The organism is uncultured Methanospirillum sp., assembly GCF_963668415.2.
Taxonomy (GTDB): Archaea; Halobacteriota; Methanomicrobia; order Methanomicrobiales; family Methanospirillaceae; genus Methanospirillum.
Map to the genome: position 1 here is coordinate 1,475,757 of NZ_CAXXDL010000001.1, position 25,591 is coordinate 1,501,347.

Consider the following 25,591-nt stretch of genomic DNA (forward strand, 5'->3'; position numbering starts at 1 on the left):
TCAATACAAATCTTTTGGTCAACCGTGAATCTGTGAAGAATTTCTTCAGCCCAGATCAGGATCTTCACTGCCATCCCTATTCTGAAGATTTCTGATGATTCGTCTGAGTTTCTCCTCGAAATCATCGATCTCACCTGGTGAAAAACCAGCGTAGAACTCTTCGATCATCTCATGCGACACCTGCAAGAAGAGATCCCTGATGATCTCATGATCCCGTGCCAGGGAGATAAGAATGACCCGCCGATCTTTTTCAGAGGGGTTCCTGGTAATAAGCCCGTCCTGTTCCAGCCGGTCAAGCATACTGGTCAGAGTTGATTTCTGAAGTTTGGTCCTGCTGGCAAGTTCCCTGATCGGGATACCGTCACCTTTCCAGAGTGCAAACAGGATCCTTCCCTGTGCAGGGTTGATCGCCTCAAGCCCATGATCGCGGAGTTTGCGGGCAAACACTCGTCCGGCAAGCTGATGAACCTGGGAGATCAGGATTCCCCCTTCGGAGAGGGGTTTCATGGTTTTTCTGCAGGATTCCACGAGACCGAATCAAGGTACTCGTAGTACTTAGCGATCCGTGGAACAAGGCAGAGTATCGCATAATCGGCATCATGCACACCTCCCGGATAATACATTGTCCAGTTCTCCTGCCATATCCTCTCTTTCAGTCCAGGATCAGAAACAACCGATATCGTTCCACCAAGCATCAGGCCACGCCACTCGGAAGGGTTGCAGTAATAGACAGAAGCCTTCCCATTCTGTGCAATCTGGCTTATCTTCTCTGAAGATGTGTTGGTGGTAAAGTAGACGGAAAGGTCCTCCCGGTGAGAGTCAAAGACCGGGATCAGATCAGGATAGGTCTCGACGTTTCGCAGGTTCAACATGGCCCTGGTACTTGGCCATCCATTCGCATCCATGGTGGTCAGAACAGCTGTCGGAGTTACAGCCATCAGGTCGAGAGCACGCTTCTCTCCACTAGTTCGATCCATATTGTATTATGTAAAACTTTTCTACATAATACTATTTTGAGCAATTTTCTATACTTCGATTATTATCTTTTCTCATCGATCCTGAGTGGTTCTGCCGTGAATTTATTGCATACCGTCTTCCAGTATATACCCAATGGATCTCGGAGAGTTGTTTCTCCAGTTTATCGAACAATACCATGAGGTACTCCGCCTAGCCGATGAAGAAGAGATGAAGGCAACAGGCCTTCCAGATATCACCATTCACCAGTTCTTTTATCTCAGGGAGATACGGCGCCAGGAGCAGACAACACTTACTCAGCTTGCGCAGGCCCTCCAGGTGACAAAACCGTCGGTTAATGCGGCGGTTACCAGGTTGATCAAAGACGGGTTCGTCTCCCGCACTCAGTCAACCGAGGATCAGCGGAAGTACCACCTCTCTCTCACAAAGCAGGGTCATCAGATCTTCATTCACAAAGAGCGTGCATATAAGCGGTTCATACAACAGGTAGAACGCCAGGCGTCTCATGAGCAGAGAGAGATTCTGGCCGAAGCATTCATGATCATGATATCCAGTTTTCCTAAAAGTGATCAGATCGGCAAGTGATTAGTTAGATCGAACAAACTATTTTATCAGACGAGATGCAACATCTCTGCATGGAACAGAAACAGATCGAAACAGGATTAGAGAAACTCAGAGAGATCGATGGAAGAGCAGGGGAAGTTGTATACGAACGGCTCCAGAAGATATCCCCGTTCATGGCAGACTACCTGCTCGGATCGTTTGGGGAGATCTGCTCGATCACCGACATTGACAACAAAACCAGGGAGGTTGCTGTAATTGGCGCCTGCACGGCCCTGGGGTATGCAATTCCCCAGTTGAAGGTTCACATCCACGCAGGGCTCAATGTTGGCCTGACAAAGGAGGAGATACTTGCAATCATCAACACGATGAGTGCGTATGCAGGGTTCCCTGCTACATTGAATGCCCTGTATGCCGCTGAAGAGGTGTTCAAAGAGGAGGGACTCTGATCAACACCAGAAAACCAGGTATCAGGATGAAGATGGTGGAAGGTCTGTAGCCTTCCTGATCGCTTCAGTCAGCCCGGCAGGGTCATCAGTGCCGATCCTGATCCGCTTTCCTTCCTGAAACCTGATCTCAACACCATCAAACCCGGAGATATTGTATAACGTGCCATTTTTGATGTACCTGAGTCCCCAGCCATAATACCAGGGAGTTGTTACCCTAGACCATTCGTGGATCTTTTCCAGGGGAATTCTTTTTCGTATTACCGGAACTGGACCAAACCTGATACAGACCGCTGATTCAGTGACCTGCACCGTAAGCGTTGAGAAGAAGAGTAATCCAAGTCCAAGGGCAAGAATCGCCACGAGAAATAAAAACCAGATCTCCGGGACAAGCACCGATGTTATTAGCAGGACTGCCAGTACACCAACGCTGGCCCAGATCTGGACTATTCCAATCTGGCGGTGTGAATAGGTTTCAATATCAGGTATCCCGTCACGGGGACCAGAACCCCTGATCTGTGAGATCAATCCCATACAAAATGGCCCTTCTTTCTTTTTCACAGCAATACCATGGTTTGGACACCATCCGGTAACTACCGGATCGGTCTCCGTCACTGTTCTTTGAGAATTATCAGTCATAATTACCCAATTCAGACATTTTTTCCTGTGATATCCGGTACGAATAGATAGTGGTATACAGGGTTACAATAGCCAGAATGAGAAGCATCATAATCAGAGCCAGATCTCCTGCCATCGGGCTGACAAGTACAATAACAGCACCGGCCCCAACAAAAGCAGGTCCTCCCATCTCATGCGTTCTTCTCCAGATCTCATCATCCCTGAGAGTCCAGGGAAGACGAATCCCGAGGATGGGATTTCTCCCAGTATATGGCATAAAACTGCCAATTACAATAAGAAGAAGTCCCAGGAACATCGGAAAGATGATTGAGACAGGAATATCCATCCCTTCTGATATCAGAAGAGTTGTAACCTCCATTACAAAGATCAGAGTCACAACCGAAAAGGTCACGATCTGGTAAATATCCCACGATCTCCTGATTGCAGACTGCATCTTCCCAACCCTGGGCAGGAGAGTGAAGAATAATGTCGTCAGGGTGATGATGATCGGAAGACCAAAAGCTCCGATAGACCGGCCTGCAAACCCATCAGGCTCTCCAAGCAGATTCCAATGAACAGGGATCTGTTCAGGGAGAAATGGAAGGAATAAAAACGCCACAATATATGAGAGCTCTGCAACAAGCCATTTCAGAGATGAGAAGAGATTCGCCCTGGCTTCAGTTGGCCCTGCCTGACCTGATGAGGTGCCATCCGGACTCATGATCCCTTCCTGCATCCTGCCTGATGCAGCTGCTTTCATCGGACACCATCCTGCCCATGAAGATAATAGTTGAATTATTCGCATCAGATCAGTTCCTGAACTTTCTTAAACAGTTCATCAGCCATTTTTGTCGGATCGTCAGTCTTTTCAATACTGAATCCAAGTTCTTCTGCATAATCCCAGATCAACTCAATACAGTCTGTGAACCTCTCACATGAACCACAGTCTCCTTCATGTTCATACCAGACCTGCATCCCGTGCTTTGCAGAGACAAAGACGATTGCCTTTGCATTGAACGGGATAGACCTGCCGATGAGAATGCCACGCTCAACATTGAGTGTTTCAACAGTGATCTGGTTTGCATGTGCCATCTCGCCAAGTGCAGTCTCGATCTTTTTGTCCATGGTCAAAAGAGCCCTGGACACTGCCTGCCTGGAGACGCCAACCAGATTCGCTATCGTGATGTTGGGAGTTCCGCTTCTTCGCATTGCCCAGAACCCGAACTGTTTGTCGTTCGTCGGCAGAAGCATGGGTCAACATACGCATGTTGACATTAAATATCTTATGTCAGCGGCCAGGATATCAGGGTACCAGTGGGCTTATCATTCCTCTGACGATATGGAATATCACAAGGTCTCTATCCGAGGTGAAGATGTCCGGCCGGAACAGCGAGAGAAGTTATCAATTGAGGGAGGATCTCTTTACCGGATGGACACGTGGACTCTCACCGGTTGAGCAGCGAATCAGCATATTCTCACATATCAGGGATATACCATATGCAATTGTACCAGAATGGCTTGGTACTGACGATATCATCAGGATGATGATCACTGCCAACCGGGGATGGTGCGGACCGAAACACCAGCTCCTTGCATGGATGTTCCAGCGTCTCGGAACAGAGATACGATTCACTCTGATCCCGTTCAGATGGCAGGATCAGAAGGTCGGATATCCAGAAAGTATGACAAGACTGCTTCCACTCCTCCCATCCTCCACGCATCTCTGCTGCACGGCACTCCTGAACGGGACCTGGCAACTGATCGATGCAACCTGGGATCCTCCACTCAGAAACGTTGGATTCCCGGTCAATGATCCATGGGACGGGATCTCCGAGACCACTCCGGCAGTAATAAGGCTTGAACCAAACGCTGTAACGGGTTCATCATCAGGATCTGCTACATACAAAGAGAGGATTAAATTTGTTGAGGGCCTGAATGACTGGCTTGATGAGGTCAGAAAAGAAAAGAACAGGTTTAAGGGAGGATCAGAAGGGGATTGGCTTTTCAAGAAGCATTGTAAATGAGAATCTGTTTCCATAAAACTCTTTTACATTGAATCCGGCAGACTCTGCTAGTTGTGTGACTGTGCTCCGGGTCTGGAAATGAGGATCCCTGATGGTCTCCTCAACAAGGAGTATTCCTCCGGGCTTCATTGCTGAATAGAGATCCAAAAGGGCAGACACCCGGTCAGGGATCTCCCCAATGACGGTAATCAGTACTGCCCGGTCAAACGTATTTTCAGCCAGGCTTGTTTCTCCTATCCCTCCCTGAATGTAGAAGAGGTTGGAGAGATTACTCTTTGCTGCCCGTTCACGCACTATTGCGAGCATCCCCTCCTGGAGATCCATTGCAGTGACAGAACCTCGTGGGCCCACTGCTTCTGCCAGCGGTATCGAGAGCCTGCCAGGACCACAACCGGCGTCAAGCACCTGCATACCGGGCTTAAGATCCAGATAGGTGATCGTTCGTCGGGTCCGTGCACTCACTCTTCTCCCAAGCGATGGATCGAGGAGCCATTGCATCCACACCGGACAGGGAAGTGTTGTTCGCCGCGAAGCAAGTCTCCAGGCAATACAGGAGAGGAGGAGAAGAACAATGATGAGGATAAGGATTTCGATCAGGGGCATGATAACTTAGTATCAGGAACTCTTCAGGTAAAAATGGTTTACCAAATTTTGTAGAGAAGATTCGGGGAAAAGAAAAAGCCAGGATCAGGAATTCTCCTTTGACACTGGTTCATCCCCGTGGATAATCCGCCGGATAAAAGCAGGAGCAGTAACATAAAACGGGAGCAGAAGATCTGCAAGGTTTTTCTTTCCTGCCTCGAACGGAGAGCCGGACAGTCGCTTTGAGGTTAGCCCTTTCACCGGAGGTTCAGCACCAGGGTATACCTTAAATCCTTCAATCGGGGACCTGAACGAGTAAAAACCTGTCACAGTCAGTTCTTCTGGATCTTTCCGGACAACAATATCAGGAGATGCATCTGAGGAGACATTATCATCAGCCCCCCTTCGTGCATTGAGTTCCTCCAGGATCTGATCCTTTGTTCTCCCCCTCATGGCAAAGAGAAGGAAAGGATCTTCATCAAACCGCTCTGCCAGAATATAATACACTGCAGCGATGTGCTTGCATGGATTTGCATAGCCAGGACAGGAACAGGATGTCTTGAGATCCTTATCTGTTCCAGGGAAGAGAGTCAGACCTGCCTTCAGGATCAGATCGTTGATGTCAGAGGGCATCTCGCCGGCAAGGAGCTGGGCTGAATAGATGGCTTGGGACGAGATCTCTTCAAACACCCGATCCCATTGCCCGGAATCCCAGTTTTGCATACCGATGCTCACAGAATACGGCTTTGGAGACGAACCCTGGACTTTTGCCTGGACAGACCCCTCTTTAATTGTGAGGTTGATCACCTGTCCCTTTCTGGCATAGGCTCTCCCTCTGGCAAGCCGGTTATCCATCCCCATCTCATGCAGGGCGTCGAGAAACTTCTGTGACCACCACTTCTGACCGATCGAGCCCTTCCGGCTCTTTGCCTTTATCCCGTCCTTTACCGGACGGGGACTGGTCTTCTCGTAATAATAAAATCCCATCATTCACCCCCGATACATTCACCAGAAAGGCGCAGAAGATCACGGAGTTGCTCTGTTGAAAGCGATGTAATCCAGTCTTCACCGGTTCCTATCACACGCTCTGCAAGCCTGCGTTTCTCCTCTATCATCAGATCTATCCGTTCTTCCAGAGTTCCTGCGCTGATCAGAAGATGAACAGCCACATTTCGCTGCTGACCAATCCGGTATGCCCGATCAGTTGCCTGGTCCTCTACTGCAGGATTCCACCACCGATCAATATGAAAGACATGGTTGGCCCGTGCAAGATTCAATCCAACACCGCCTGCCTTGAGGGAGAGAATTAAGAGCCTGGGACCCTGTGGTGATGAAAAACGACGAACCAGTTCATCTCGTTGTTTCCTCGGGGTTCCGCCATGAAGAAAGAGTACCTCCTCTTGGAAATGGCTCCGCATTAACCCGAGCAACCTCTCACCAAACGTAGAAAACTGAGTAAACAGGATCGCTGCATCACCAGATGCAATCACCTCTTCGAGTAGGGTGAAAAGCATGGAGATCTTCCCAGAACGGCCTGGAGTGAGTTTTCCATCGTCAAGATAGGCATTTGGATGATTACAGATCTGTTTGAGTCGGAGAAAGGCTGTGAGGATGATGCCACGACGGGCAATCCCTTCTGTATGTTCCACATCCTTGAGCATACCATCTACCGTTGCCTGGTACAGGGTCGCCTGTTCAGGAGTGAGCGTACAGTACCGTTTCTGGATATTCTTTTCAGGAAGATCTGAAATAATGGACTTATCAGTTTTAACCCGCCGGAGGACAAACGGTTTCACCAGAGCCGGCAGTTTTTCTGCAGCATCCTGATCATGATACTTCTCTATCGGCGTGGCGTACCTGCGGGAAAACACCCCCGGCTGCCCGAGGTATCCCGGGTTTATGAAGTCCATGATTGACCAGAGTTCCATCAGCCGGTTCTCAACCGGTGTCCCGGTAAGAGCGATCCTTGCCGGGGCCGGGATATTTTTTACTGCACGGGTCTGTTTTGCCTCATTGTTCTTGATGTTCTGTGCCTCATCGAGGACCATGACATCCCAGGACTGTGAAGAGAAGAGGGCTTCATCACGCTGAACCATCTGGTAGGTTGTCAGTACAATGTCATGAGTCTGCACCGCCTGTACAAATGCCTCTTCCAGAAGTCTTCCTGCTCCGTGATGGATATGGACTGACAATCCAGGCGAAAAACGCGAGAGTTCACGCTGCCATTTTTCGAGAAGGGACATCGGGGCAACGAGTAACATGCATGGTGCTTTCTGCTGCTCTTTCAGTGCAAGGAAATAGGTTATCACCTGAACAGTCTTGCCAAGCCCCATATCATCAGCAAGGCAGGTACCAAGTCCCCTCCCGGTTACAGATGACAGCCAGGAGAGCCCTGTCACCTGGTACGGACGGAGGATTCCCCTGAAACCTGCAGGAACGATGGTTTTTGAAGGAATCGATGGTTCTGAACCAAGGAGAAGACCCAGGTAATCGCGGGAGGACTTGTCTGCACAGGAGATCTCAACCGGGTCACCGGTCTCATTCTCACCGGTAAGACCCAGCTTGAGGGCGTCCATCACCGGAATGACACCATCAGGGTACTGTTTTTGAAATGCCCGCACAGCACGCTGCAGTTCATCAGAGTTGAAAGCGGCCCATCTCCCACCTATGTGAATAAGAGACTTTTTCAGTTTCACCAGCGTCTCGAACTCATCAGCAGAGATGACCTGATCACCGATAGCAATCTCCCACTTGTATGAGAGCAGAGCAGAAAATGAGAAAAAACCCTTACCACTCGACTGCTTCCCCTGTCGTTTTCGGGCATTCACCAGAAGTCGGAGCCGTGGTTTTTTCGTTGTATCTTTCCACCAGCTTGGAAGCAGAACAGAGATACCCATCTGCTGAATCAGGGAAGCATATTCTGTAAGAAATGATGACGCCTCTTTCGGTGTCAGGGTGGTGCCCACCGGTGCCCTTGATTTCAGAGCAGTGTTGACAGGAGAAAAGACCTTCCCAACTGCAAAAAGGTCTGCGAGAAGATTCTCCTGCGGCCGTTCAAACCGGTGATTGAGAGATGTGAAAGATCCAGTCTTTTTCTTCCAGACTTCTGCTGCGGAGACAAGAAGGGAGGGGTCATCACGTGCCTGCAGGTGAAATTCGATGCTGAATAGAGGGATCTCATCAGATGGTTCGGTAAGTCTGATGCAGGTTGAGAACGGCTTCGTGTCATTCGTCTTTGGATTCAGCCATAATCTGGCAGATTCAAGAAAGTCTGCATTTTTAAGTGACAGAGAGGAGCGGGCATCCTCATCGCCTTTCAGGGCTCTGTACCAGGCAATTGCAGGATTCTCAAGGTTTGCAGCCCTTCCTCTGAGTGGTGACACAATAAGTACACTTGATTCAACAACCAGGGAGTTCACAACCGCATGGATGAACCTGGTAAGAAGAGTCAGGGAAGTCAGTGCGAGATTCTGCAAAAGAGCCACATACAAGTGGCATGCACACTGCAAGTTGCTCTAATCGTGAATGATCTTCACCTTTAATGAGTGCGGCCCAGTTCCCGATTCCACCTTGTTCCTCATCCAATGCCGGAATAAACCGCTCACGTGAAACGAGTTCCATGGCAAACTCAAACGCATACCTGAAAAAGATCAGACTGTCAGAGATACGGATTTCAGGAGAAGAAAGTGATAGAGCAGGAAACAGCCGGAGCAGGTCGGGTATCCCGACTGACACGGCATGAACAAGAACAGGAGAGAATGATACAGACTCATCAGCGAGGGGATCAGAGGGTTAAACCGGACAATTGTTCAGGACAGGCAGGTTCAGAGTGAGAGTTTCCGCATTTGATGTGATATCAGAATCATATTCAAGCAGGAGCTTTGAAAGAAATTCAATCGGGAGACAGGAGGGATGCTGCGTTACAGCATTGTGTGACCTTCTGCCTCTCCTCTTCGGGGATGTATATTCAGGATTTTCTCCAAATATGAAGAGTTTATGACAGGTATCTGGGTGGTAGCAGGCATGGAGATAGTTCATGATTTGCCCGGTGTTCAGTACGCTTTGACATTACGGGGCATGAGGATATCGATCTCATCGGAAATGGGAGGTTCAACCAGATGATCCTTCTCTGGATCAGATACAAGAAAAACACTTTATCCATGCACACTGATGAGTCACATGAGGGAAGGCCCATGACACAGAAAAGGAACAAGGGACTCTCACCAGAAATCCAAAACCGTCTTAAAGCGGTATCAGGACGAACATTCTTAACTCTTCTCATTCTTGTCTGTGTATGCACAGGTTATGCTTCAGCTCTTCCAACGGTCATGTTCCCGCTGAAATCATCACCTGCTAACGGACCATACCAGGATTCAGAGTTCCTTGAACTCGCAAATGAAACAATCTACGGCCTTTCAAACACAACGATTCCTAATGGTACGTCCCTGCGGGAACTCCAATCCGTACAACAGAAACTCGCCAGGATGAATATCAGTCCCGGGTTCTATCCGACTGCGAAACAGATCAACGCCTACCTCTATTACGCATCTAAATCAGGAGATGAGTTATCTGATGCCCTGAACCTGGCAGATAAACCATACTCACCGGTGTACAGGGATGATACCATGATCAGTGAAGCCAGAAAATACCAGGCCGCATCGCAGACGGTATGGAACCAGATAAAAGCAATGTATCCGGGAGTTGTCCCATACACCCTCTCCTCAACGGTTATACCAACACCGACAGAAGAGGTACCATATTACTGGCCGAGAAGTCCATTCTCTGACTTTAGCGGAGATTTGTGGTAATGAATTATCCCTTTCAACTTTTTTCACCAGAATCCGGGGTGATTCCATTCAGAGAGACAGATAAAAAAAGAGGGGTGCAAAAATCTGCGATTATACTTTGGGAGTGCGGATTTCAGCAGGCAACTCATCAAGTAATGAGGTCACATTTGTGTAATCATTGCTGTAGGCTGCATTATAGAAGTCTGTCACCCACGATGAGGAGACATCAGTCCTGCCATAATATTCCTTTGATGCTGCGTACTTAACAGAACTCAGTTGAACATGCTGCTTGTCGTCAAGTTTGAAGACATGTTCTCCAGCCTGGTAATATGGAATATTCACAAGCATTAAGGCCACTTCCTGTGCTTTGCTGATAAGTGCATGTTCTTCCTCGGTCAGGCTTCCGGATGGTTGCTTTGCAACAGAGCCGGGCTGGAGAGTTGGATTATTCGGATCTGATGGGGGAAGAACCAGCCGCTTCTCCGGTTTGCTGATGGACAAAGACTCACGTTCATCCCAGAATGACGGATCAACGGTAGACTCCATGACATTGCTCCTTGAGACATACTGGCTGTCATCATACGTCTCACCAGAGTTTGAGGTAAACGTTCCGTCAAAGGGACCGTCTGCAACCACGGATACCATACCTGCCAGAACAAAGAGTAGCAGGGTGCATATTAAAAGATAAAAACCAGGTAAGAATCCTTTTTGCGTCATAATATCACACGAAGCATTCGTACGAGAGATTGTAAGAACACTACACAATACCGTATGGATGACGGAGGTTACAAAGTTTCAGGGTACCACCTCTTATGCATGGGTTTCAGATATACAGTCTGCGTACCTTCAGGAATATAACTCGTCATCTGGAAGAAATGGCGCATAATTTGATAGGAGACTATAGACAGCAGATGCCCTGAACATCATCAGTTTAAATCGAAAAAATGATCATTCTCATAATCTTGCCTCCCTGGGCATAGTTTACTGTGTTCTCACAATAACGGTTGTACAGCACCTGGGATCTGATCAGATACCCCTGTCGTTACATACCATGAACCTCTGTGCACCAATTACTTCATTGAACGCAGTACTCTCAAATGGAAAACCTGCAGGCTCTGCTCTGGTTTTGTATCCCTGATCGGCAATTCATGGTGAGGGAAATATCACTGATTGGAACAGAACGGAGGAACTGATGACCAGGATTCAATGAGAAGTCTCATCGCACAAAATCGTGATTGGGCAGGGATTATTCCGTTCTCTGTGCACGGATCAACCGGTTCCTTCATTGTAACCGGCGTATGGAGGTTTCACCGAGAACTCTGTCCAGGAAAAAATTGATTAATCAGGTCACCCGGGTATAGACCGGATATCGTGCAGGCTCATCCCCTTTTATGATGATACCCATGTGAGAGTGAACTTTTTTTGAGTCAGACGGTCCTGATCCACCTTCATGGTCGTGCCACCGTGAGATGAACTCCTTGATCGGGATCACCCCACGGGTTCCGAGGAGAGATGGATCTTCAAGGTACACATTGCTGGTGTCTACCCCGATGACCACCATATAGTGCCCGTCTTCCCAGGTATCCTCCCAGTTATCCGGGACCTTTGTCACCCATGTTCCATCTGAATCATAATCGCCATTCCATGCCTGTGCAGTTACCATAACAGGGATTTCATTCTGAGCATAGGACCTCAGGTCATCTACTGACATATTTTCAGAGATGAAGGCGTTCAGACCGCGTGAGGAGGCAACATCCAGAATGTTCCCGGGTGTAGTACCACTCTCCGGGTTAGAGTTCAGTTCTTTCATGAGTGACCCCTCCCTGTTGTCTACTCCCCAGTACGCAAGAACTGTCTGAAGGGCAGAGGCCCCACTGCTGTAATCTGTACTCTGCCTGACATCCGGAACCGAGGTAAGGATAATAGTTCCCGGATCAGGGGCATAGGGATCGCGATCAGCATACAGGACAGGGGTTATAAGACAGACACACAACCCGAGGATCAGGTATCTGAGATACATATGGCTCTTTTGATCTCAACAGGTATAACATTGACCGCCAGGTCGAAGTTGCCACAATTCCGGTTTCATGTTACCATTCAAGTTTCATCTGACCGTATAATCTCTCGTCTCCTTTGATCCCGGGGGTGACTGGGAGGCTCTCAAGAGTGGTCTGCTCCCTTATTACAAGCCGGAGACCACAGAGTCTGATCCCACCAAACTCGATGAAGTAATCAGCGATCTCTTTGAGGGTTGAAAGGATCGGATCCGAATGGGTTGCAAGCAGAACAACAGGTCCACATTTTTTCGCCCGCTCTCGGCAGACCTCTCCAAACAGGGCTGCCCTGCCTGTATGATCAGCACCGAACTGGACCGGGCTGTGCCCGATAACGAGCAGGGCAGATCTATCAGACCTGACTATCGTGATGAGTCTCTCGAACGTCTCTGCTATGTAAAAATCAAGACACTCCTGGTACTGCTCCTTCAGAAGAAGATAGGGCACACCGATGAGTCCTGTCAGGTAGGTTATCTTTACTTTGGGATACCGGACAGGCAGATCAGCAAGATCTCTCCTGAAAATTTCCCGGGATGCCAGGACAATTGTAAACGCATCAGGGGGGAGATGTTTCAGAGGGTTATTCCGATCCCGCATTGATCATATCCTGTGACTGACAGTATAAAAAGTTCAGGGAAACAGGGCGAAAGTGATCGGGATGTGCAAATCCGAAGGACCAGACCCATAATGGTTGCTACCCACATTAAAACAGATCTTCCAGCTGTCCTGTAGAACCCTGAATCTTCTCATGAATATTCAGGTTAATCTGTTCACTCTCTGAAGATGTCAGATCCAGAAGAGACAGACATCCAGAACTGATGAGTCTATTCCATGGAAGATATATCCAAAAAGAGGTTGAAGAGGAAGGCTCTCATAACCACCTTATTCAGAAGTCCTGTTACGGTCAGGTGTTTTGACCATCATGAAGAGGATACTGGCTGCAACCAGGAGTATCGGGAAGAACGCAAGGGTGGCCATCAGCCCGATCTGATCGGCTATCGCTCCTGATATTGAGACACCGATTCCACCGGCACCCATGGCAATTCCCAGGAATAATCCGGAGATCAGCCCTATCTGCGAGGGAATCTGTTCATGTGCCATTGCTATGGTTACTGCAAACGAGGACCAGAGCAGGTACCCGAAGGCTAACATACAGATGATCAGAATTATTCCATGGGTCATCAGGATTCCGGCAAATGCAGGGATTGATGCTATCGTTGTGATCACGACAACTTTCTTTCTTCCTATCCGGTCTGATAGGATTCCGCCGCTGATCTGACCGACAACACCGGCAACCAGCATGATACTGACCAGGGTGGTTGCTTCTATCAGAGGATAGCCCTGAAGCACGAGAAAGGTCGGGAAGTAGGTCATCGCTCCGAACGTGACCCAGGCTCTGAGTGTTGAGCCTGCAAAGAGCAGTTTAACAGGGTTCCAGTCCTCACCACCTGATCTTATCTTCTCTTTTACAACCGGGCAGACATCTGGAACAGGCCGTACATAGAGGATCGCCGCAGCCAGTATTGCAGGAACGATCAATGCTGAGACCATGGGGATCCCTCCGGAAGTCAGTACAATACCAGCAATGATCGGGCCAAGTGCCATACCCATGTTCCCTCCGACAACAAAGAACGAGGTAAGCCGGCCACGTGACTGCCCGGTTGCCAGGGCGGATACCTTACAGAGTGCACCGGGATGGAAACTTGCATGCCCTACCGCAGATATGATGACACACATGAGCATGACCGTGTACTGATCAGGGACGAGCCCGAGTAGTGAGACCCCGATTCCGGATAGCAAAATTGAGAGCCCGACACTCACCCGCAGCCCCCGGGTATCTGCAAGGTGTCCGAAGACAGGCTGAAGCAGAGATGAGACAAGGCTGTGGGTTACCGGCAGAAGGGCCGCCTGAAAGTAACTGTACCCGTACATTGTGATCAGAACCGGTTGAAGGGCCATCAGGACCGGGGCATAGATATCATTGACCAGGTGTGCAAGGGTGAGCTGACCAATCTGTCTGAGCTGACTCATTGCTTTTCCTCCCTGCGGGGTTTCAACTCGTTCATCTCACTTCTTACTTCATCTATCCGTTCATCATAGACAGACTCCATCGCGTGGAGTACATGTTCAAGAAAACTGACCTGGTCTGAAGAGAGTGGACCAATACGCCCGGCGATCTTCTGAAACACCAGTTCGTGGATGGTCTCATGAGCATCATACGCTGTTCTTCCAGAAGAGGTCAGCACAAGGTGTACCTCTTTCTCATTCTTCAGTCCTCTGACTTTGGTGACCAGATCACGTTTAGAAAGTTTTGTTATCGTCTGGGAGGCTGCACCGGGAGTGATACCCAGATGCTCTGCGACGGTCCTGACATTGGTTTCAGGATGATCCCCGATGACCTGGAGAGTATGAATCTCTGACGGGTATAACGGAATATCAACGCCGAACCTCCGGGGAATACTTTCAGACTCATTGAGTTTGTTCATGATCCGCATCCAGATCCGGTAGAGATCACGGGCGGACTGATCAGGAGTAAACATCATTAGCAAGTAATTGATTTAGTAACATAATAATTTAGTTGCTGATGCATTGAGATCAACTCACGTTCGTGAACTGATCAATTCAATCAAAAGGTGGGTGAACTAGGAAAAAAGAGTTCTCAAATTTCTGATACCGAAAATGTATCAGGTAACTTTCCGGATTATGTATGTACCATCACAACTTTCGAACTCATATTTTGGACCTCGTAAAACGGCTTTATACCCAGTAAGATGAAGTGTGGCCGGGAACCAACCTCATGATCTGGACCGGTTCTCTGCCTCTGTTGCCTCACCGTACCGGTCCGCAATCAGCGATGAGAGGTTGCCAAAGTTCGGGTTGATGACTATCCCGGACCCGTTTTCTGCAAGTCCTGATAACTCCGTCCCTGGTGTAAAGTTCCCCTCCATCACGGAGGATATCTCCCGGTAGACCACCTGATCAAGATTCTTAAGCACCGAGGCAACAACTACGTCTGGCCCGAGTACTGATTGATCCGAATCAACCCCGATGATCTTCAGCCCCGATGTGTTCCTGGCATACTCGATCACTCCGGTCCCTGATCCTCCTGCAACGGTGAAGATGACATCTGTCCCATTCGCAGAGAGATTTCTGGCGATCGCCGCTGCTTTATCTGGGCTCCAGTATCCTGAATTGTCATCGGCAACATAGGCAGTTGTTACCGACAGCTCTCTTCCTGACTGGTTGACCCCTGCGGAAAACCCTTTGATGAACTCTGACATCAGAGCGTTGTCCCTTCCTGCCAGCACTGCCACCTTTCCTGTATCGGTCTCATCGGCAGCGATGATGCCGGCAAGATAACTGGAGCCGTACATCGGAAACATGATGGTTCTTGTATTGTCTCCAACAAGTGGATCAGTGTCAAGCGCGATGACCGGCAGGGTAGGGTTTGAATCAGCGATCGTCTGGGCCATTGTACTTAACGGACTTCCCACCAGCAGAACCATGGAAGGTGTTTCACCTGCTGGTCCGATAAGTTCAGGAGCTGGATCAGCAGAGGCATTCATGATAGAATACTCCTGAGTTGTGAATGAGAAGGTCTCTTCTGCCTGGGTAAGACCGCGGTACGAACTGTCAATGAACGAGTGATCCCCCTTCCCACCTGAATAGATAACATCAACCAGTGGCTTTGAGACGGTATCTCCGGATACAAGAGAGCAGAATAGTACGATGAGAAGGCAGAGCAGGATAACGATAGATAGTAATTTCATTTTTTCTCTTCCAGGCAGGTATGATAGCAGACCCATCCAGGTCTTGCCGATAGTCTTGCTCTGAAAACTTCAGAACTCCCCGCCGATAAGGATTTCTTTATGCAACAGGTAAGAGCCGAAGGCCAGAAAAAGAAGGGGTGATCAGGTTACCAGGTGATGGTTAGGTTGGGCTTTGCAGCACTCTGGTTTTCTGAAACTTTTGAGGTGATACCATTGAGAGTGGGTTTTATGCCTGTTCCATTCAGACCAGGGATCATATTTTTCCCTGCATGCGGCTTGTAAAACCCATCCCCGAACATATCTACAGGAGATGTGCCATTCCCCATCAGCATGGGATCTACATCACTGAGATTCATTCTGTCTATGACATGGAGCGGGTGGTGATCATCAGAGGAGTCCATGATAACGGTTATCGGCATGAAAACAACCACGTTGATCGTTGTTCCATTCGGCAGGGTGACCATATCCTCATAGGACATCTCTGTCAGGTTCTCATCAGAGATGGCTGGTTCAGCATACACACTTAACACACAGAGAGACAACAAAAGCAGACCACAGATGAGGATAGTATTCTTCATGATGGAGAGTTAGGCAGGAGTGGTAAAATCGTTTCTTGATACCCGGAGAGGAGACTGAAAAACTGAGGAGGGTTCCATATATCCCTGCTCTGATCTCTGACTCCACGCATATAAGAACGGGATCAGCCTCTGCCGCGCTTCTCGTTGAACCTGATGTTGCCATCTGGGCATGTTGAAACCTGGATGGCCGGATTACATACACTTTGAGGATTCCTGGTTCTGCCACTGATGAAGGAGGGCGGGACCAGTATATCAGCAGTTTAACGCTAAAATGAAGATATGGATGCATCTATCGCAGGAATTCAGGAGGAAACGCAGCAGCCCTGATGAACAGGTGGATATCATCAGACCGGACACCACTGGTTTTCAGGGAGGTATCTGGGTCAATCAGCAGCCTTGTGACATACCTGCAAAAACACTATATTTTCTGATTAAAAGCATAGCTTTTATATCTTATTCAGGATATTATCTTTAGAGGTAGGAAAAATATGGCAGACTTACCAATTGCAGCAGTAACCAGAATCGCAAAGAATAACGGTGCAGAACGTGTCGGCAGCGACGCAGCAGAGGCACTTGTTAAGATGGCAGAAGACTACATCGCACAGCTTGCCCGTGAGGCAAACAAGCTCGCCCAGCATGCTGGTCGCAAGACCATCAAGGAAGAAGATGTAGAGATGGCTTCCCAGTCCCTCTAAATCTTTTCACAGACGTCCATCTATTCTTCATCAAGGTACACTGCACCCTCACCAATTCGTGACGAGTTCACTGCTATCCTGAACCAGCCGTCTTCACCCCACTCAGTTCCGAAACTGTTCTTTCCGATGAAGTACTCGGTCCCGTTATCATTGCCCCATCCGACTAGGATCGCGGCATGATTGGTTGTCTCTTCAGGCGGTGGAGCAGTGCTTGAGAATATTCCGCCTTCATACTCATCGAACACATCGTCATCATCAATACCTGCTGCAATTGGCCCTTTCAGGTATATGGCAGCTTTTAACTCGTCTACAGGTGGTATGGCGATCTCAGCATCCCCCTCTGCAGAGGCGTTGACATATGCCCAGTGCCCTGCTTTATACCGGGTTGCATTTCCGAGGTCAGCGCAGGAGTCATCGGTGTTATCAACAGGGTACACTGACTCGTTCACAGTCCCGATCCTGCCGTCCGGACCGGGAGTGTCAACGAGGTAGGCCATGGCGGTCTCAAAGTCGCCACCATCACACCCGTCATCGTCCCAGTCACAGGAGAGCAGGTACTGTTCAGAGAGATCAGGAGAGAGGTTCGGGTTCTTTGATCGAATCTTCAGATGGGACTCCAGAATGCCAACTGCGGCATATGCCCAGCAGCTCCCACACTCCTCTCCTTGATCCTTCACCTGGGTTGTCCAGTCCCCTTTGTGATTTCGCCAGTCAAAGGACCTGGGAAGGTCAGGAGATGTGGCTGGCGGTGAGGAGGATGAATGGGCTGACTGGTTGACCACCCGGTGCAGGAGTCCTGGCGCATGTTTCTGTCTGTCAGTATCTGCTTCTGACAGGAGAAGATGAGAAGTAATCACTGCTTCTGCCGGGGTCAGGGCAAGGGAACCCCCGGAGTTGTAACCGATATCAGGGCTGCCATTTTCATCAGCCCCCTGCCAGGTTTCAGACAAACCCGTATCTCCGGAGACCAGGCAGAAGGAGATGATGAGGAGTGTGATAAAGACCACTGAGGCAAAGATGTGTGCCCTGACAGGAACCATACCCTAAAATTGGACAGTCAAAAATTAACACGTTCGGGGACCCGCGGTTTGCGAAGGTCTGATGATTTTATATCATCCAGATCCAGATAGAGGAGTAAGAGAATCCACACCTTTCAGGAGGAACATGATGACCGGGACTGTCAGAACACCAGGTTCAGATCAAAAGGACGATCTGGATAATACCGTGATCATCAGTGCTGATCATCTGACCAAAGTCTTCGGAGGAAAAAGGGCCGTCCGGGCTGTGGATGACATATCCTGCACCATTATGAAGGGTGAGATATTCGGGCTGCTCGGTCCGAACGGGGCAGGCAAGAGCACCCTTATTAGAATTCTTACCACCCTCATCCAGCCTTCTTCAGGAACTGCATACATCGGCCCGTATAATGTGACAAAAGATCCTGAAGCAGTCAGGAGGATCATCGGAGTCTGTCCCCAGAACGGGACACTGGATCTGGAACTGACTGCGTACGAGAACCTCTCGTTCTATGGCAAGCTTCAGGGGATCAGCGAGGCTCCGCTCAGGGACCGTATCCATGAACTCCTGGCGATGGCCCATCTGGAAGACCGTGCTCATTCCCCTGTTGAAACCTTCTCGGGAGGTATGAGGAGAAAACTTGAGATCGTCAGGGCATTCATTCATCACCCGCTCATTCTCTTTCTTGACGAGCCGACCATCGGGCTTGATCCGGACTCACGAAGGCAGGTATGGCAGCAGATCACCATGCTGAATGAGGAAAATACAACGGTCATTCTCACTACCCACTACATGGACGAAGCCGAAAAACTCTGTAACAGAATTGCGTTCGTGGAAGGGGGGCGGCTCATCGCCCTTGACACACCGGAGAACCTCAGACAGTCAATGCCTGTAGGGGACCTTATCGGAATATCGACCGGAGCAGTTACAGCTGGCCCGGAGGTACTTACAGATCTTCGTGCTCTTCACGGCATCCTTTCAGTCGGGGCAAAGGGTACAGAGATCCAGATATCAGCAAAGGGGGGGGAGTTCCCTCCTTCCCGCAATCATCGGGATCATTGAAGAGGCATCCCTTCCGATCACCTCCGTTACAATCCGATCGCCGTCCCTGGAAGATGTATTCATCGAACTGACCGGCAGGAACCTTGATTCACCTGAATCAGGGGAGGGGACCCATCCATCAGGGAGGCCCGGGTCATGATCAGGGGTGCGTGTGCCATATTTGAACGGGACATCAGAAAGTTCCTGAGGTCCCCCTTCTTCATCTTCATGACCCTCATCTTTCCCCTGGTGTACCTCGTAATATTTGGAAATGCCATGGGGGGAACCATCGTTCACATCCCCATCGGGGTCACCCAGGATGAACTCTTCAAAAACGAAACACCCATCTTTGCAGAAACGGTTGATGCCCTCGCTGAAACACATGAGCGGAACAAACCTGCACTCTTTCAGATCACCAGATACATTGATGAACAGACCGCAAAAGAAGCCCTTGCGACCGGACAGATCATGGCTGTCCTCGTGCTTCCTTCTGCAGTGGCACCCGCAAATCCGGTCAGATTGTACTTAGACAGCTCTGAACACATGATACCGGCTCTTGTACAGTCAGGCATCACCGGAGCACTGATGCGGACCGGTGTTCACAACCAGATCCTGATCGAGAACCTCTATGGAAAGATCGAGTACATCCAGTTCTTCGGGGTCGGTGTGATCGTCATGGCCATCTTCATGACCACGATGATGGGTGGGGGAACGCCCTCATACGTGACCGTGAGATGGGAATCATCGAGGGGTACCTGGTTACACCGGTCAGACGATCAAGCATTGTGCTTGGTATGATCGCAAGTGGTACTGTCAAAGCCTTCATTGCGGGAGTCTTTGTTCTCCTCATTGACATCTTCGTTGCCGGCGTCCCAATCAGAAGTTCTGCCGAGATCATGATGGTCCTTGTGGTCATCTTCATCATCTGCCTCTGCATCAACAGTCTGGTCATCTCATTTGCTTCGAGGTTCTCAAACCAGTCAGCCTACAGTTCGGTGGTGGCATTTCTGAACCTGCTTCTCTTCATGACCAGCGGAGCATTCTACCCGGAGATCGGGATGCCTGACTGGCTCAGGTGGATCACGGTCATCAACCCTGAAGCATACGCGGTCCATGCCCTTCGCAGTCTTATCCTCCGGGGTCAGGGGCTCGAGGTGATGGGGTTTGATCTCGTAGCCCTTGGGATCTTCTCTGTAGCAGCGATCATTATCGGGATCACGAGTTTCAGAAGAACCCTGGAGTAACCAGTTCCAACATTTTTGTGGGCTCTCATCTCCTTGTTACAAGAAAAAAAGAAAGAGGTTCAACTGCGTATGAACCTTCGTCTGCCGTCAGGATCCGTATGCTCCTTCAGTGATCTGACACCGGTTACATCAGGCTTTTCAGGGTTACCTCCCGTAAGCGGGGTTCCCATCAACCCAAAGATAAAAGCAGGATCCTGCTCTGAAAGGACTTTGAGCAGTGCCTTGCTCTCGTCATCCTTCCCTACAGATTTCAGTGCCCAGGCTTTTCCAAGCCCTGACCTGACATCGCCGGAGTCACGGGATATCAGTTCTTCAAACAGGCCAAGGGATGTCTGAGGATCATCATCGATGAGGATAAACGCTTTCTGTCTGATGAATGCCGTGTTTGAAGGATCGCATTGAATCGCCTTATCAATCCAGGCAGCTGCATCAGAAACCTTCTTTTCAAGTTTGTATAGTGATGCAAGTCCTGAAAGGGCATAACTGTGCGATGGATTAATCTCCAGAATCTTTAACAGATCAACCTCTGAGATCGGCTTTTTCTCCCCGTCATTATCGAGGGAAAGGAACGCCCGGTAGTAGATCGAAGCAAGATAATCCGGATCAGCACCGGTCACACTCCCCTGATGCTGATACCCGTCACATTCCCTGACAAGCGGGCAGAGCATCGCATACATCTGCGACGATAGCAGAGTTGTCTCAACGATGCGGGAGAAGATCTCCCGTGCCTTGGAGTACATACCTGCCTGGTACAGCGAATCACCATACACAATCTGCAGGTCAGGATGTTCGGCTATAATTCCGAGAGACATTTCTGCCTCCCTGATCGCATCGGTGAATCTGCTCGCCAGATAATAAGTCTGTGCAAGAGTCAGGTGCCCAATCTCATAGTCAGGTCTGATTATCACCGCATGTTCAAGCAGGGACAGCCCGTCTTCCTTCTCTCCTGAAGCTATCAGAAGAGAACCGAGATTGTGCATTGCCCGGTAATTTTCAGGATCAATTGTAAGAGATCTGCGGTATGACTCCACTGCCTCATCGTTCTTCTGAACCCTTGAGTAACTGAGACCACGAAACATCCAGGCCTCCGCATTCTGGGGAAAGAGCTCAACCAGCCGGTCTGATTCGGTAACCGCATTCTCTCTTAACCATCCGTCTGATGAACACCTGAAGAATTCAATGTTGGCTTGCTCATTGGATGGGTCGATCTTCAGGACTGACTCGTAAAGTTTGGCAGCACGTTCAGGATGCCCCATTCGGTTCTGTTTCTCTGCATCCTGCATCCGTCGTCTTATTATTTTCTCCTTATTCATGTGCAGCCTCAGTGTGATCCGAAGACGGTACAGAGTACCGGACAGGGGATATTCAGTACATAACGATCCCAAAAAGACAAATGAATTGCGAATGGTTGATCAGAAACAGGGTGAGCAGTCTGAAAATGCCGTGGAACACAGACAAAAAGAGGGTGTATTATTGTATGAAAATGGGTGATATCCTGTGGATATCTGCATGTTGGGGTTTTACTCTGCTGGATGGATGTACAGGTATTTCTCTTCTGAATTCTATTATCAGCTCCAGAAGGTTCTCGTTGTGGATATCAGGGTATGGAGGTCCGCATTTCATTGAACCGTCACATACAAACGGACACTGCCGATTGTATATGTACTTATCAGGAGGAGAATTACATACGCTTTCTTCTCTTCTGAGGAGATTCCGGCGTTTAAAGCAGAGGTGTTCAGAGAAAGAAACTAAGGAGTATTTCAGATATGGGACTCGCGGATATACCTGAATATCTCATGCCCCTGGCATCTGGTATGCCCTACTGATGTATTGAAGTAGTTGTACAAATCATCAATTGAGATGCCTTTTATCGTCTGGGATGATCTCTATAATATCGGCGTTCCCGCCATCGACGAGCAGCATAAACAGATCGTCTCGATCGCAAACCGGATGCTTGAGGCACTGATGCAGCAGAAAGCAACACGGGAGATGCCGTTTATTCTCAGGGAGATGGGCACATATGCTGACACCCATTTCAGGACAGAGGAGGAGTATATGGAAAAGGCAGAATTCCCAGGGCTTGAGGATCATAAAAGCCTGCACCAGGAGTTCAGGGAGAAGGTTGCCAGGTTTCAGCAGAAACTCGAGGCCAACGATCCATCCCTTACCGCAGAACTTACTATCTTCCTTACCACCTGGGTCACCGAGCACTTCTCGATGATCGATCATCAGTACGTTCCTGCCCTGAAGGCAGCAGGTCTGATCACCTGACTGAAAGTACACGAAATTGGATCAGAAGGATCAAAAAAAGATCAGGATCTCTGAAGGATTACCTTTGGAATATAGGTGAATGTTCCTGAATTTATCTGTACGTACCCGAGCCAGTCATGGTATCCTGCTGCAGAAACCCTGACCTGATGGATTCCTGCAGGTAATCCAAGTGATTGAAGCGGGGTCACCCCCACCTTGACCTGATCCACATACACCTCAGCTCCTGACGGTGCGGAACTGATCCATATCATCCCGTTCGGGCCGGTCACTCTTCCTGATGTTGTAACAACATACGAAGGAGCCCTCATACTATCCTGCCCCTGGCTGTTACTCACCTCAAGGGTCACCGTGTATCGTCCGATCCCATTGTACACATGTACCGGGTTTTGTTCATGGGAGACAGCGCCGTCTCCAAAAGTCCAGTTCCATTCTGTCCGAGAGCCGGACGAGAGATCAGTGAACTGTACCTTCAGTGGCGGAGCTCCGGTCCGTGGGGTTGCCGTGAAGTTGGCTTTGATCGGTTGTGGAACCGGTGTCTGGGTAGGTGTCACGGTTGGTGTTGCTGTGGGCGTAGGGGTCGGTGAACCTGGCATGTGAAGAGGTAGGTAATCGGTATTGGTTGCATCAAAGAGATACGGCTCAGCCACAAATCCATCTCCCCGGTCAGCATGGGTTTCAGACCAGCCGGTTCCATTCAGGGTTGCATAATAGTTTCCGCCGATGAACGGACCGCCTACAATATTTGCTCCTGCGATCTTCGTGGTGTTCCATATATTCGGATAATGCTTGCCTGACTCATTCCGGACTGATCTCGGAAGAATGGTCCCCCACTGGGGCCGGAGAAGGGCTGTACCACTGAACCCCTCGTCTATCAAGGTGAGATTAACCGGCTTTGCACTCCTGATATAGTTGTTTGCAAACAGGTTGTTCTTTGAGACGCCACCGCCATACCTCTGTGAGTTCACGAGGTAAAATCCTTCAGAGTACTGGTCAGAGTTGTTGATCACGTTCCCAGAAAATACGTTATTTTGTGCACCGTTGAGGTTGAATCCGATACCAGACCCTGTGATCAGGTTGCTGCGGATCTGAAATCCTACCGCTTCATTGAGCAGCATACCACGGGTTGTATCAGAGACTGTGTTGTTGGATATCGTGACAGTTGCTCCATCAGCCTCTATTATGGCAAATCCCTGGTCTTTACCGGAGTTCACCCCGGTCACGGTGTTGTTTGAGATTAATACCCTGTCAGGGCTGGCACCATGAACAACAACACCCGTGTCTTTGAATCCGGAGACCACATTACTTGTTATTGTGGTTCTGCTGTTGCCACCAACCCCCATCCCCATCCAGCCACCGGTGATTGAGTTCCCGTTTATCACTGTAGAATCAGAACCAATGACCATCATACCGGTGTTCGAGTCGGTGATTCGGTTCGAGGTGACAGATATATTCTTGCCCTGATACACACCTATCCCAAGGCCAGATCCTGATATACTGGTATTTGTGATGTTCATGTTCCTGCAGGAGAGCAGCACCACCATCGCAGGAGATGAGGTGTTGATATGGGCGGCATCTTCCCTTTCGTGATATATGACCGGGTGTCCGTCTGCAGTGTTTGATGAGTCAAACACAAGGTTCGGCTCCATGTTCGGGCCGGGAGCATAATTGTACCCTGATGGTTCAACGCTGTCCAGAAGATTGTTCCTGATCGTGGAGTTGGTCACCTGGATGACAGATATTCCTGCCCATCCACCCTCCTCGTTCATAACACCGTTCCGGACTGTGTTATTATCGATTATGAAACCATCAAGGGCGTTCAGCTGAATTCCGTTCCCGTTAATGGTGAAGTTATTAATGAGATTGGTGGTGACAACTCCTCTTGAGATGCTCTTCACTGCCAGGGCATCATAACTGCCATGTGTCCCGGTGATCTGGTTGCCACTTACGGTGAAATTTTTGAGGTACTGCCCGTCAGGGTTTTCTGTACCTCCAACATGAATACCCCAGAAATTCGAGTTCAGAACCGTGTTGTTCAGTATCTCCACCTGATCCATCTGTGGATAAACTAGATGCTCGTCGATCCTGTTCTCAGGACCTACTGAGATACCTCCGCCTTCGATGTGATTGTTCTCAATAACGAGGTACTCCTGCTCATTGCCGATATTTTTCTGGATCAGATCAATGCCGGTATGCAGGTGATCTGTATCAGTTGTGAGTGCAATTCTGCATCCCCTGACTACAGCAAGGCTTGTATTAGTAAGCGCGATCCCTGTTGCACCCGAAGACGATAAAGAGCAGTTTAATACGGCTATTCCCTGATTCGAGTTCCCGGTTATCACCGGGGAGAGAGGATCGTCAGGGTCATAAGCAGTGATGTTCAGGTTCATCAGTGACGTGAAGTTTCCATCCACCTGAACTGCTGATCTTTTTGAAGAGGTAACCGAGATATTGGTAATATAGACCAGATCGCTGGTACTCACAATGGCATGGTCCTGCTTTGGGTCACCGACGAGAACCGTTCCGTTAACCCCACGAATTGAGACTGCTTTCGTGACAGTCAGGGATTCAGGGTAGGTTCCACCCTCAACCCTGATGAGATCAAAATCCCTGGATGCATTGATAGCATCCTGAATATGAGAGTAATTGCATCCTGATGAACAGACCGAGATCGTCGAGATATTTTGAGATCCAAACGTCGTATCCAGGGAGGCCGGAATTGATGACTCAGGAAAGAGTGCCTTCCAGTTCAGATCCTGACTCCCACCATCTGCTGCGACCAGTGTTCCAGCCGATAGCACGAGAGTGAGGTAGAATACAGCCCATGCTCCGAGAGTGAAAATATTCCCCATTGATACATCCCTACCACAACATTGAATTTTAAATATATAATTGTGAGGATAATAATCAGGACATCTGGTTAGGATTCAG

27 protein-coding genes and 1 pseudogene are annotated in these 25,591 nt (G+C 49.2%); 8 read left to right on the forward strand and 20 right to left on the reverse strand.

All coding sequences use genetic code 11. From position 1 onward, the window contains the following. Positions 1-45 precede the first annotated feature (45 nt). The gene (locus ACHZA2_RS06775; RefSeq protein WP_319579087.1) at positions 46-507 is read right to left on the reverse strand and encodes a MarR family transcriptional regulator; all 462 of its coding nucleotides are present in this window, start codon (positions 505-507) and stop codon (positions 46-48) included. Further along, entirely contained in the window at positions 504-977 is a 474-nt protein-coding gene (locus ACHZA2_RS06780) for a pyridoxamine 5'-phosphate oxidase family protein (RefSeq protein ID WP_319579088.1), read from the reverse strand. Before ACHZA2_RS06780 ends, ACHZA2_RS06775 begins: the two co-directional genes overlap by 4 nt. Positions 978-1,110: 133 nt before the next feature. On the opposite strand from ACHZA2_RS06780, the gene ACHZA2_RS06785 reads away from it, so the two are divergent. Together ACHZA2_RS06785 and ACHZA2_RS06790 are read left to right on the forward strand one after the other, a co-directional pair. Next, on the forward strand, positions 1,111-1,560 hold the full coding sequence (locus ACHZA2_RS06785; RefSeq protein WP_319579089.1) for a MarR family transcriptional regulator: 450 nt from the start codon (positions 1,111-1,113) through the stop codon (positions 1,558-1,560). Positions 1,561-1,610: 50 nt separating this feature from the next. Further along, positions 1,611-1,985: a carboxymuconolactone decarboxylase family protein gene (locus ACHZA2_RS06790; protein WP_319579090.1), complete on the forward strand. Its 375-nt coding sequence runs from the start codon at positions 1,611-1,613 to the stop codon at positions 1,983-1,985. A gap of 21 nt (positions 1,986-2,006) precedes the next feature. Here ACHZA2_RS06790 and ACHZA2_RS06795 read toward each other — a convergent pair whose 3' ends face one another. The 3 genes from ACHZA2_RS06795 to ACHZA2_RS06805 are packed head-to-tail and all read right to left on the reverse strand — an operon-like array spanning position 2,007 to position 3,851. Continuing rightward, on the reverse strand, positions 2,007-2,621 hold the full coding sequence (locus tag ACHZA2_RS06795) for a hypothetical protein (RefSeq protein ID WP_319579091.1): 615 nt from the start codon (positions 2,619-2,621) through the stop codon (positions 2,007-2,009). After that, positions 2,614-3,405: an SdpI family protein gene (locus tag ACHZA2_RS06800; RefSeq protein ID WP_319579092.1), complete on the reverse strand. Its 792-nt coding sequence runs from the start codon at positions 3,403-3,405 to the stop codon at positions 2,614-2,616. Before ACHZA2_RS06800 ends, ACHZA2_RS06795 begins: the two co-directional genes overlap by 8 nt. After that, positions 3,405-3,851 carry a hypothetical protein gene (locus ACHZA2_RS06805; protein WP_319579093.1) on the reverse strand — a complete coding sequence of 149 codons (447 nt, stop codon included), beginning with the start codon at positions 3,849-3,851 and terminating at the stop codon, positions 3,405-3,407. The genes ACHZA2_RS06800 and ACHZA2_RS06805 overlap by 1 nt, the downstream gene beginning before the upstream one ends. A 122-nt stretch (positions 3,852-3,973) precedes the next feature. Here ACHZA2_RS06805 and ACHZA2_RS06810 point away from each other — a divergent pair, with 122 nt between their 5' ends. After that, a complete protein-coding gene (locus ACHZA2_RS06810) occupies positions 3,974-4,624 on the forward strand; it encodes a hypothetical protein (protein WP_319579094.1) in 651 nt (216 codons plus the stop codon). Here the strand turns inward: ACHZA2_RS06810 and ACHZA2_RS06815 are convergent. The 5 genes from ACHZA2_RS06815 to ACHZA2_RS06835 all read right to left on the reverse strand — a co-directional run bounded on the left by ACHZA2_RS06815 (position 4,586) and on the right by ACHZA2_RS06835 (position 9,244). Beyond that, positions 4,586-5,227 carry a methyltransferase domain-containing protein gene (locus ACHZA2_RS06815; RefSeq protein WP_319579095.1) on the reverse strand — a complete coding sequence of 214 codons (642 nt, stop codon included), beginning with the start codon at positions 5,225-5,227 and terminating at the stop codon, positions 4,586-4,588. The genes ACHZA2_RS06810 and ACHZA2_RS06815 overlap by 39 nt on opposite strands. 84 nt (positions 5,228-5,311) lie before the next feature. After that, positions 5,312-6,196 (reverse strand): SWIM zinc finger family protein, encoded by an 885-nt coding sequence (locus tag ACHZA2_RS06820; RefSeq protein ID WP_319579096.1) that lies wholly within the window; start codon positions 6,194-6,196, stop codon positions 5,312-5,314. Continuing rightward, positions 6,193-8,682, reverse strand: a complete 2,490-nt coding sequence (locus tag ACHZA2_RS06825; protein ID WP_319579097.1) for a DEAD/DEAH box helicase — start codon at positions 8,680-8,682, stop codon at positions 6,193-6,195. Before ACHZA2_RS06825 ends, ACHZA2_RS06820 begins: the two co-directional genes overlap by 4 nt. Then, positions 8,606-8,941 (reverse strand): hypothetical protein, encoded by a 336-nt coding sequence (locus ACHZA2_RS06830; RefSeq protein ID WP_319579098.1) that lies wholly within the window; start codon positions 8,939-8,941, stop codon positions 8,606-8,608. Before ACHZA2_RS06830 ends, ACHZA2_RS06825 begins: the two co-directional genes overlap by 77 nt. A gap of 57 nt (positions 8,942-8,998) precedes the next feature. Further along, positions 8,999-9,244 (reverse strand): hypothetical protein, encoded by a 246-nt coding sequence (locus ACHZA2_RS06835; protein WP_319579099.1) that lies wholly within the window; start codon positions 9,242-9,244, stop codon positions 8,999-9,001. 155 nt (positions 9,245-9,399) lie between these two features. Here ACHZA2_RS06835 and ACHZA2_RS06840 point away from each other — a divergent pair, with 155 nt between their 5' ends. Then, positions 9,400-10,014 carry a hypothetical protein gene (locus tag ACHZA2_RS06840; protein ID WP_319579100.1) on the forward strand — a complete coding sequence of 205 codons (615 nt, stop codon included), beginning with the start codon at positions 9,400-9,402 and terminating at the stop codon, positions 10,012-10,014. 90 nt (positions 10,015-10,104) lie between these two features. Here ACHZA2_RS06840 and ACHZA2_RS06845 read toward each other — a convergent pair whose 3' ends face one another. The 7 genes from ACHZA2_RS06845 to ACHZA2_RS06875 all read right to left on the reverse strand — a co-directional run bounded on the left by ACHZA2_RS06845 (position 10,105) and on the right by ACHZA2_RS06875 (position 16,395). Further along, the gene (locus tag ACHZA2_RS06845; RefSeq protein WP_319579101.1) at positions 10,105-10,710 is read right to left on the reverse strand and encodes a hypothetical protein; all 606 of its coding nucleotides are present in this window, start codon (positions 10,708-10,710) and stop codon (positions 10,105-10,107) included. Positions 10,711-11,335: 625 nt separating this feature from the next. Beyond that, a complete protein-coding gene (locus ACHZA2_RS06850) occupies positions 11,336-12,013 on the reverse strand; it encodes a C39 family peptidase (RefSeq protein WP_319579102.1) in 678 nt (225 codons plus the stop codon). Positions 12,014-12,083: 70 nt separating this feature from the next. Continuing rightward, positions 12,084-12,644 (reverse strand): hypothetical protein, encoded by a 561-nt coding sequence (locus ACHZA2_RS06855; RefSeq protein ID WP_319579103.1) that lies wholly within the window; start codon positions 12,642-12,644, stop codon positions 12,084-12,086. Between the two features lie 285 nt (positions 12,645-12,929). Further along, complete coding sequence (locus ACHZA2_RS06860) at positions 12,930-14,078, reverse strand: MFS transporter (RefSeq protein WP_319579104.1); 1,149 nt, start codon at positions 14,076-14,078, stop codon at positions 12,930-12,932. Beyond that, complete coding sequence (locus ACHZA2_RS06865) at positions 14,075-14,590, reverse strand: MarR family winged helix-turn-helix transcriptional regulator (RefSeq protein ID WP_319579105.1); 516 nt, start codon at positions 14,588-14,590, stop codon at positions 14,075-14,077. The genes ACHZA2_RS06860 and ACHZA2_RS06865 overlap by 4 nt, the downstream gene beginning before the upstream one ends. Before the next feature lie 252 nt (positions 14,591-14,842). Continuing rightward, a complete protein-coding gene (locus tag ACHZA2_RS06870; protein ID WP_319579106.1) occupies positions 14,843-15,817 on the reverse strand; it encodes a BMP family ABC transporter substrate-binding protein in 975 nt (324 codons plus the stop codon). A gap of 146 nt (positions 15,818-15,963) precedes the next feature. Further along, positions 15,964-16,395 (reverse strand): hypothetical protein, encoded by a 432-nt coding sequence (locus ACHZA2_RS06875; RefSeq protein ID WP_319579107.1) that lies wholly within the window; start codon positions 16,393-16,395, stop codon positions 15,964-15,966. Between the two features lie 488 nt (positions 16,396-16,883). Here ACHZA2_RS06875 and ACHZA2_RS06880 point away from each other — a divergent pair, with 488 nt between their 5' ends. Continuing rightward, entirely contained in the window at positions 16,884-17,090 is a 207-nt protein-coding gene (locus ACHZA2_RS06880) for a histone family protein (RefSeq protein WP_109968614.1), read from the forward strand. Between the two features lie 20 nt (positions 17,091-17,110). On the opposite strand, the gene ACHZA2_RS06885 is transcribed toward ACHZA2_RS06880, so the two are convergent. Beyond that, entirely contained in the window at positions 17,111-18,130 is a 1,020-nt protein-coding gene (locus tag ACHZA2_RS06885) for a C1 family peptidase (protein ID WP_319579108.1), read from the reverse strand. Between the two features lie 124 nt (positions 18,131-18,254). On the opposite strand from ACHZA2_RS06885, the gene ACHZA2_RS06890 reads away from it, so the two are divergent. After that, positions 18,255-19,169 carry an ATP-binding cassette domain-containing protein gene (locus tag ACHZA2_RS06890; RefSeq protein WP_319579109.1) on the forward strand — a complete coding sequence of 305 codons (915 nt, stop codon included), beginning with the start codon at positions 18,255-18,257 and terminating at the stop codon, positions 19,167-19,169. 255 nt (positions 19,170-19,424) lie between these two features. After that, positions 19,425-20,392 (forward strand): annotated as a pseudogene (locus ACHZA2_RS06895) (ABC transporter permease). 59 nt (positions 20,393-20,451) lie between these two features. Here the strand turns inward: ACHZA2_RS06895 and ACHZA2_RS06900 are convergent. Further along, positions 20,452-21,705, reverse strand: coding sequence for a tetratricopeptide repeat protein (locus ACHZA2_RS06900; RefSeq protein ID WP_319579112.1), 1,254 nt, complete (start codon positions 21,703-21,705; stop codon positions 20,452-20,454). A gap of 547 nt (positions 21,706-22,252) precedes the next feature. Here ACHZA2_RS06900 and ACHZA2_RS06905 point away from each other — a divergent pair. Further along, the gene (locus ACHZA2_RS06905; protein ID WP_319579113.1) at positions 22,253-22,663 is read left to right on the forward strand and encodes a bacteriohemerythrin; all 411 of its coding nucleotides are present in this window, start codon (positions 22,253-22,255) and stop codon (positions 22,661-22,663) included. A gap of 41 nt (positions 22,664-22,704) precedes the next feature. Here ACHZA2_RS06905 and ACHZA2_RS06910 read toward each other — a convergent pair whose 3' ends face one another. Continuing rightward, on the reverse strand, positions 22,705-25,512 hold the full coding sequence (locus ACHZA2_RS06910) for a right-handed parallel beta-helix repeat-containing protein (RefSeq protein WP_319579114.1): 2,808 nt from the start codon (positions 25,510-25,512) through the stop codon (positions 22,705-22,707). Positions 25,513-25,591 lie beyond the last annotated feature (79 nt).

Bases quoted from the DNA above. Each gene is read 5' to 3' on its own strand.
- ACHZA2_RS06910 (WP_319579114.1), bottom strand. From the start codon at position 25,512: ATGGGGAATATTTTCACTCTCGGAGCATGGGCTGTATTCTACCTCACT.
- ACHZA2_RS06815 (WP_319579095.1), bottom strand. From the start codon at position 5,227: ATGCCCCTGATCGAAATCCTTATCCTCATCATTGTTCTTCTCCTCCTC.
- ACHZA2_RS06775 (WP_319579087.1), bottom strand. From the start codon at position 507: ATGAAACCCCTCTCCGAAGGGGGAATCCTGATCTCCCAGGTTCATCAG.
- ACHZA2_RS06900 (WP_319579112.1), bottom strand. From the start codon at position 21,705: ATGAATAAGGAGAAAATAATAAGACGACGGATGCAGGATGCAGAGAAA.
- ACHZA2_RS06840 (WP_319579100.1), top strand. From the start codon at position 9,400: ATGACACAGAAAAGGAACAAGGGACTCTCACCAGAAATCCAAAACCGT.
- ACHZA2_RS06855 (WP_319579103.1), bottom strand. From the start codon at position 12,644: ATGCGGGATCGGAATAACCCTCTGAAACATCTCCCCCCTGATGCGTTT.
- ACHZA2_RS06890 (WP_319579109.1), top strand. From the start codon at position 18,255: ATGATGACCGGGACTGTCAGAACACCAGGTTCAGATCAAAAGGACGAT.
- ACHZA2_RS06845 (WP_319579101.1), bottom strand. From the start codon at position 10,710: ATGACGCAAAAAGGATTCTTACCTGGTTTTTATCTTTTAATATGCACC.
- ACHZA2_RS06850 (WP_319579102.1), bottom strand. From the start codon at position 12,013: ATGTATCTCAGATACCTGATCCTCGGGTTGTGTGTCTGTCTTATAACC.
- ACHZA2_RS06885 (WP_319579108.1), bottom strand. From the start codon at position 18,130: ATGGTTCCTGTCAGGGCACACATCTTTGCCTCAGTGGTCTTTATCACA.
- ACHZA2_RS06820 (WP_319579096.1), bottom strand. From the start codon at position 6,196: ATGATGGGATTTTATTATTACGAGAAGACCAGTCCCCGTCCGGTAAAG.
- ACHZA2_RS06780 (WP_319579088.1), bottom strand. From the start codon at position 977: ATGGATCGAACTAGTGGAGAGAAGCGTGCTCTCGACCTGATGGCTGTA.
- ACHZA2_RS06785 (WP_319579089.1), top strand. From the start codon at position 1,111: ATGGATCTCGGAGAGTTGTTTCTCCAGTTTATCGAACAATACCATGAG.
- ACHZA2_RS06810 (WP_319579094.1), top strand. From the start codon at position 3,974: ATGTCCGGCCGGAACAGCGAGAGAAGTTATCAATTGAGGGAGGATCTC.
- ACHZA2_RS06835 (WP_319579099.1), bottom strand. From the start codon at position 9,244: ATGAACTATCTCCATGCCTGCTACCACCCAGATACCTGTCATAAACTC.
- ACHZA2_RS06865 (WP_319579105.1), bottom strand. From the start codon at position 14,590: ATGATGTTTACTCCTGATCAGTCCGCCCGTGATCTCTACCGGATCTGG.
- ACHZA2_RS06790 (WP_319579090.1), top strand. From the start codon at position 1,611: ATGGAACAGAAACAGATCGAAACAGGATTAGAGAAACTCAGAGAGATC.
- ACHZA2_RS06800 (WP_319579092.1), bottom strand. From the start codon at position 3,405: ATGCGAATAATTCAACTATTATCTTCATGGGCAGGATGGTGTCCGATG.
- ACHZA2_RS06860 (WP_319579104.1), bottom strand. From the start codon at position 14,078: ATGAGTCAGCTCAGACAGATTGGTCAGCTCACCCTTGCACACCTGGTC.
- ACHZA2_RS06875 (WP_319579107.1), bottom strand. From the start codon at position 16,395: ATGAAGAATACTATCCTCATCTGTGGTCTGCTTTTGTTGTCTCTCTGT.
- ACHZA2_RS06795 (WP_319579091.1), bottom strand. From the start codon at position 2,621: ATGACTGATAATTCTCAAAGAACAGTGACGGAGACCGATCCGGTAGTT.
- ACHZA2_RS06805 (WP_319579093.1), bottom strand. From the start codon at position 3,851: ATGCTTCTGCCGACGAACGACAAACAGTTCGGGTTCTGGGCAATGCGA.
- ACHZA2_RS06880 (WP_109968614.1), top strand. From the start codon at position 16,884: ATGGCAGACTTACCAATTGCAGCAGTAACCAGAATCGCAAAGAATAAC.
- ACHZA2_RS06870 (WP_319579106.1), bottom strand. From the start codon at position 15,817: ATGAAATTACTATCTATCGTTATCCTGCTCTGCCTTCTCATCGTACTA.
- ACHZA2_RS06905 (WP_319579113.1), top strand. From the start codon at position 22,253: ATGCCTTTTATCGTCTGGGATGATCTCTATAATATCGGCGTTCCCGCC.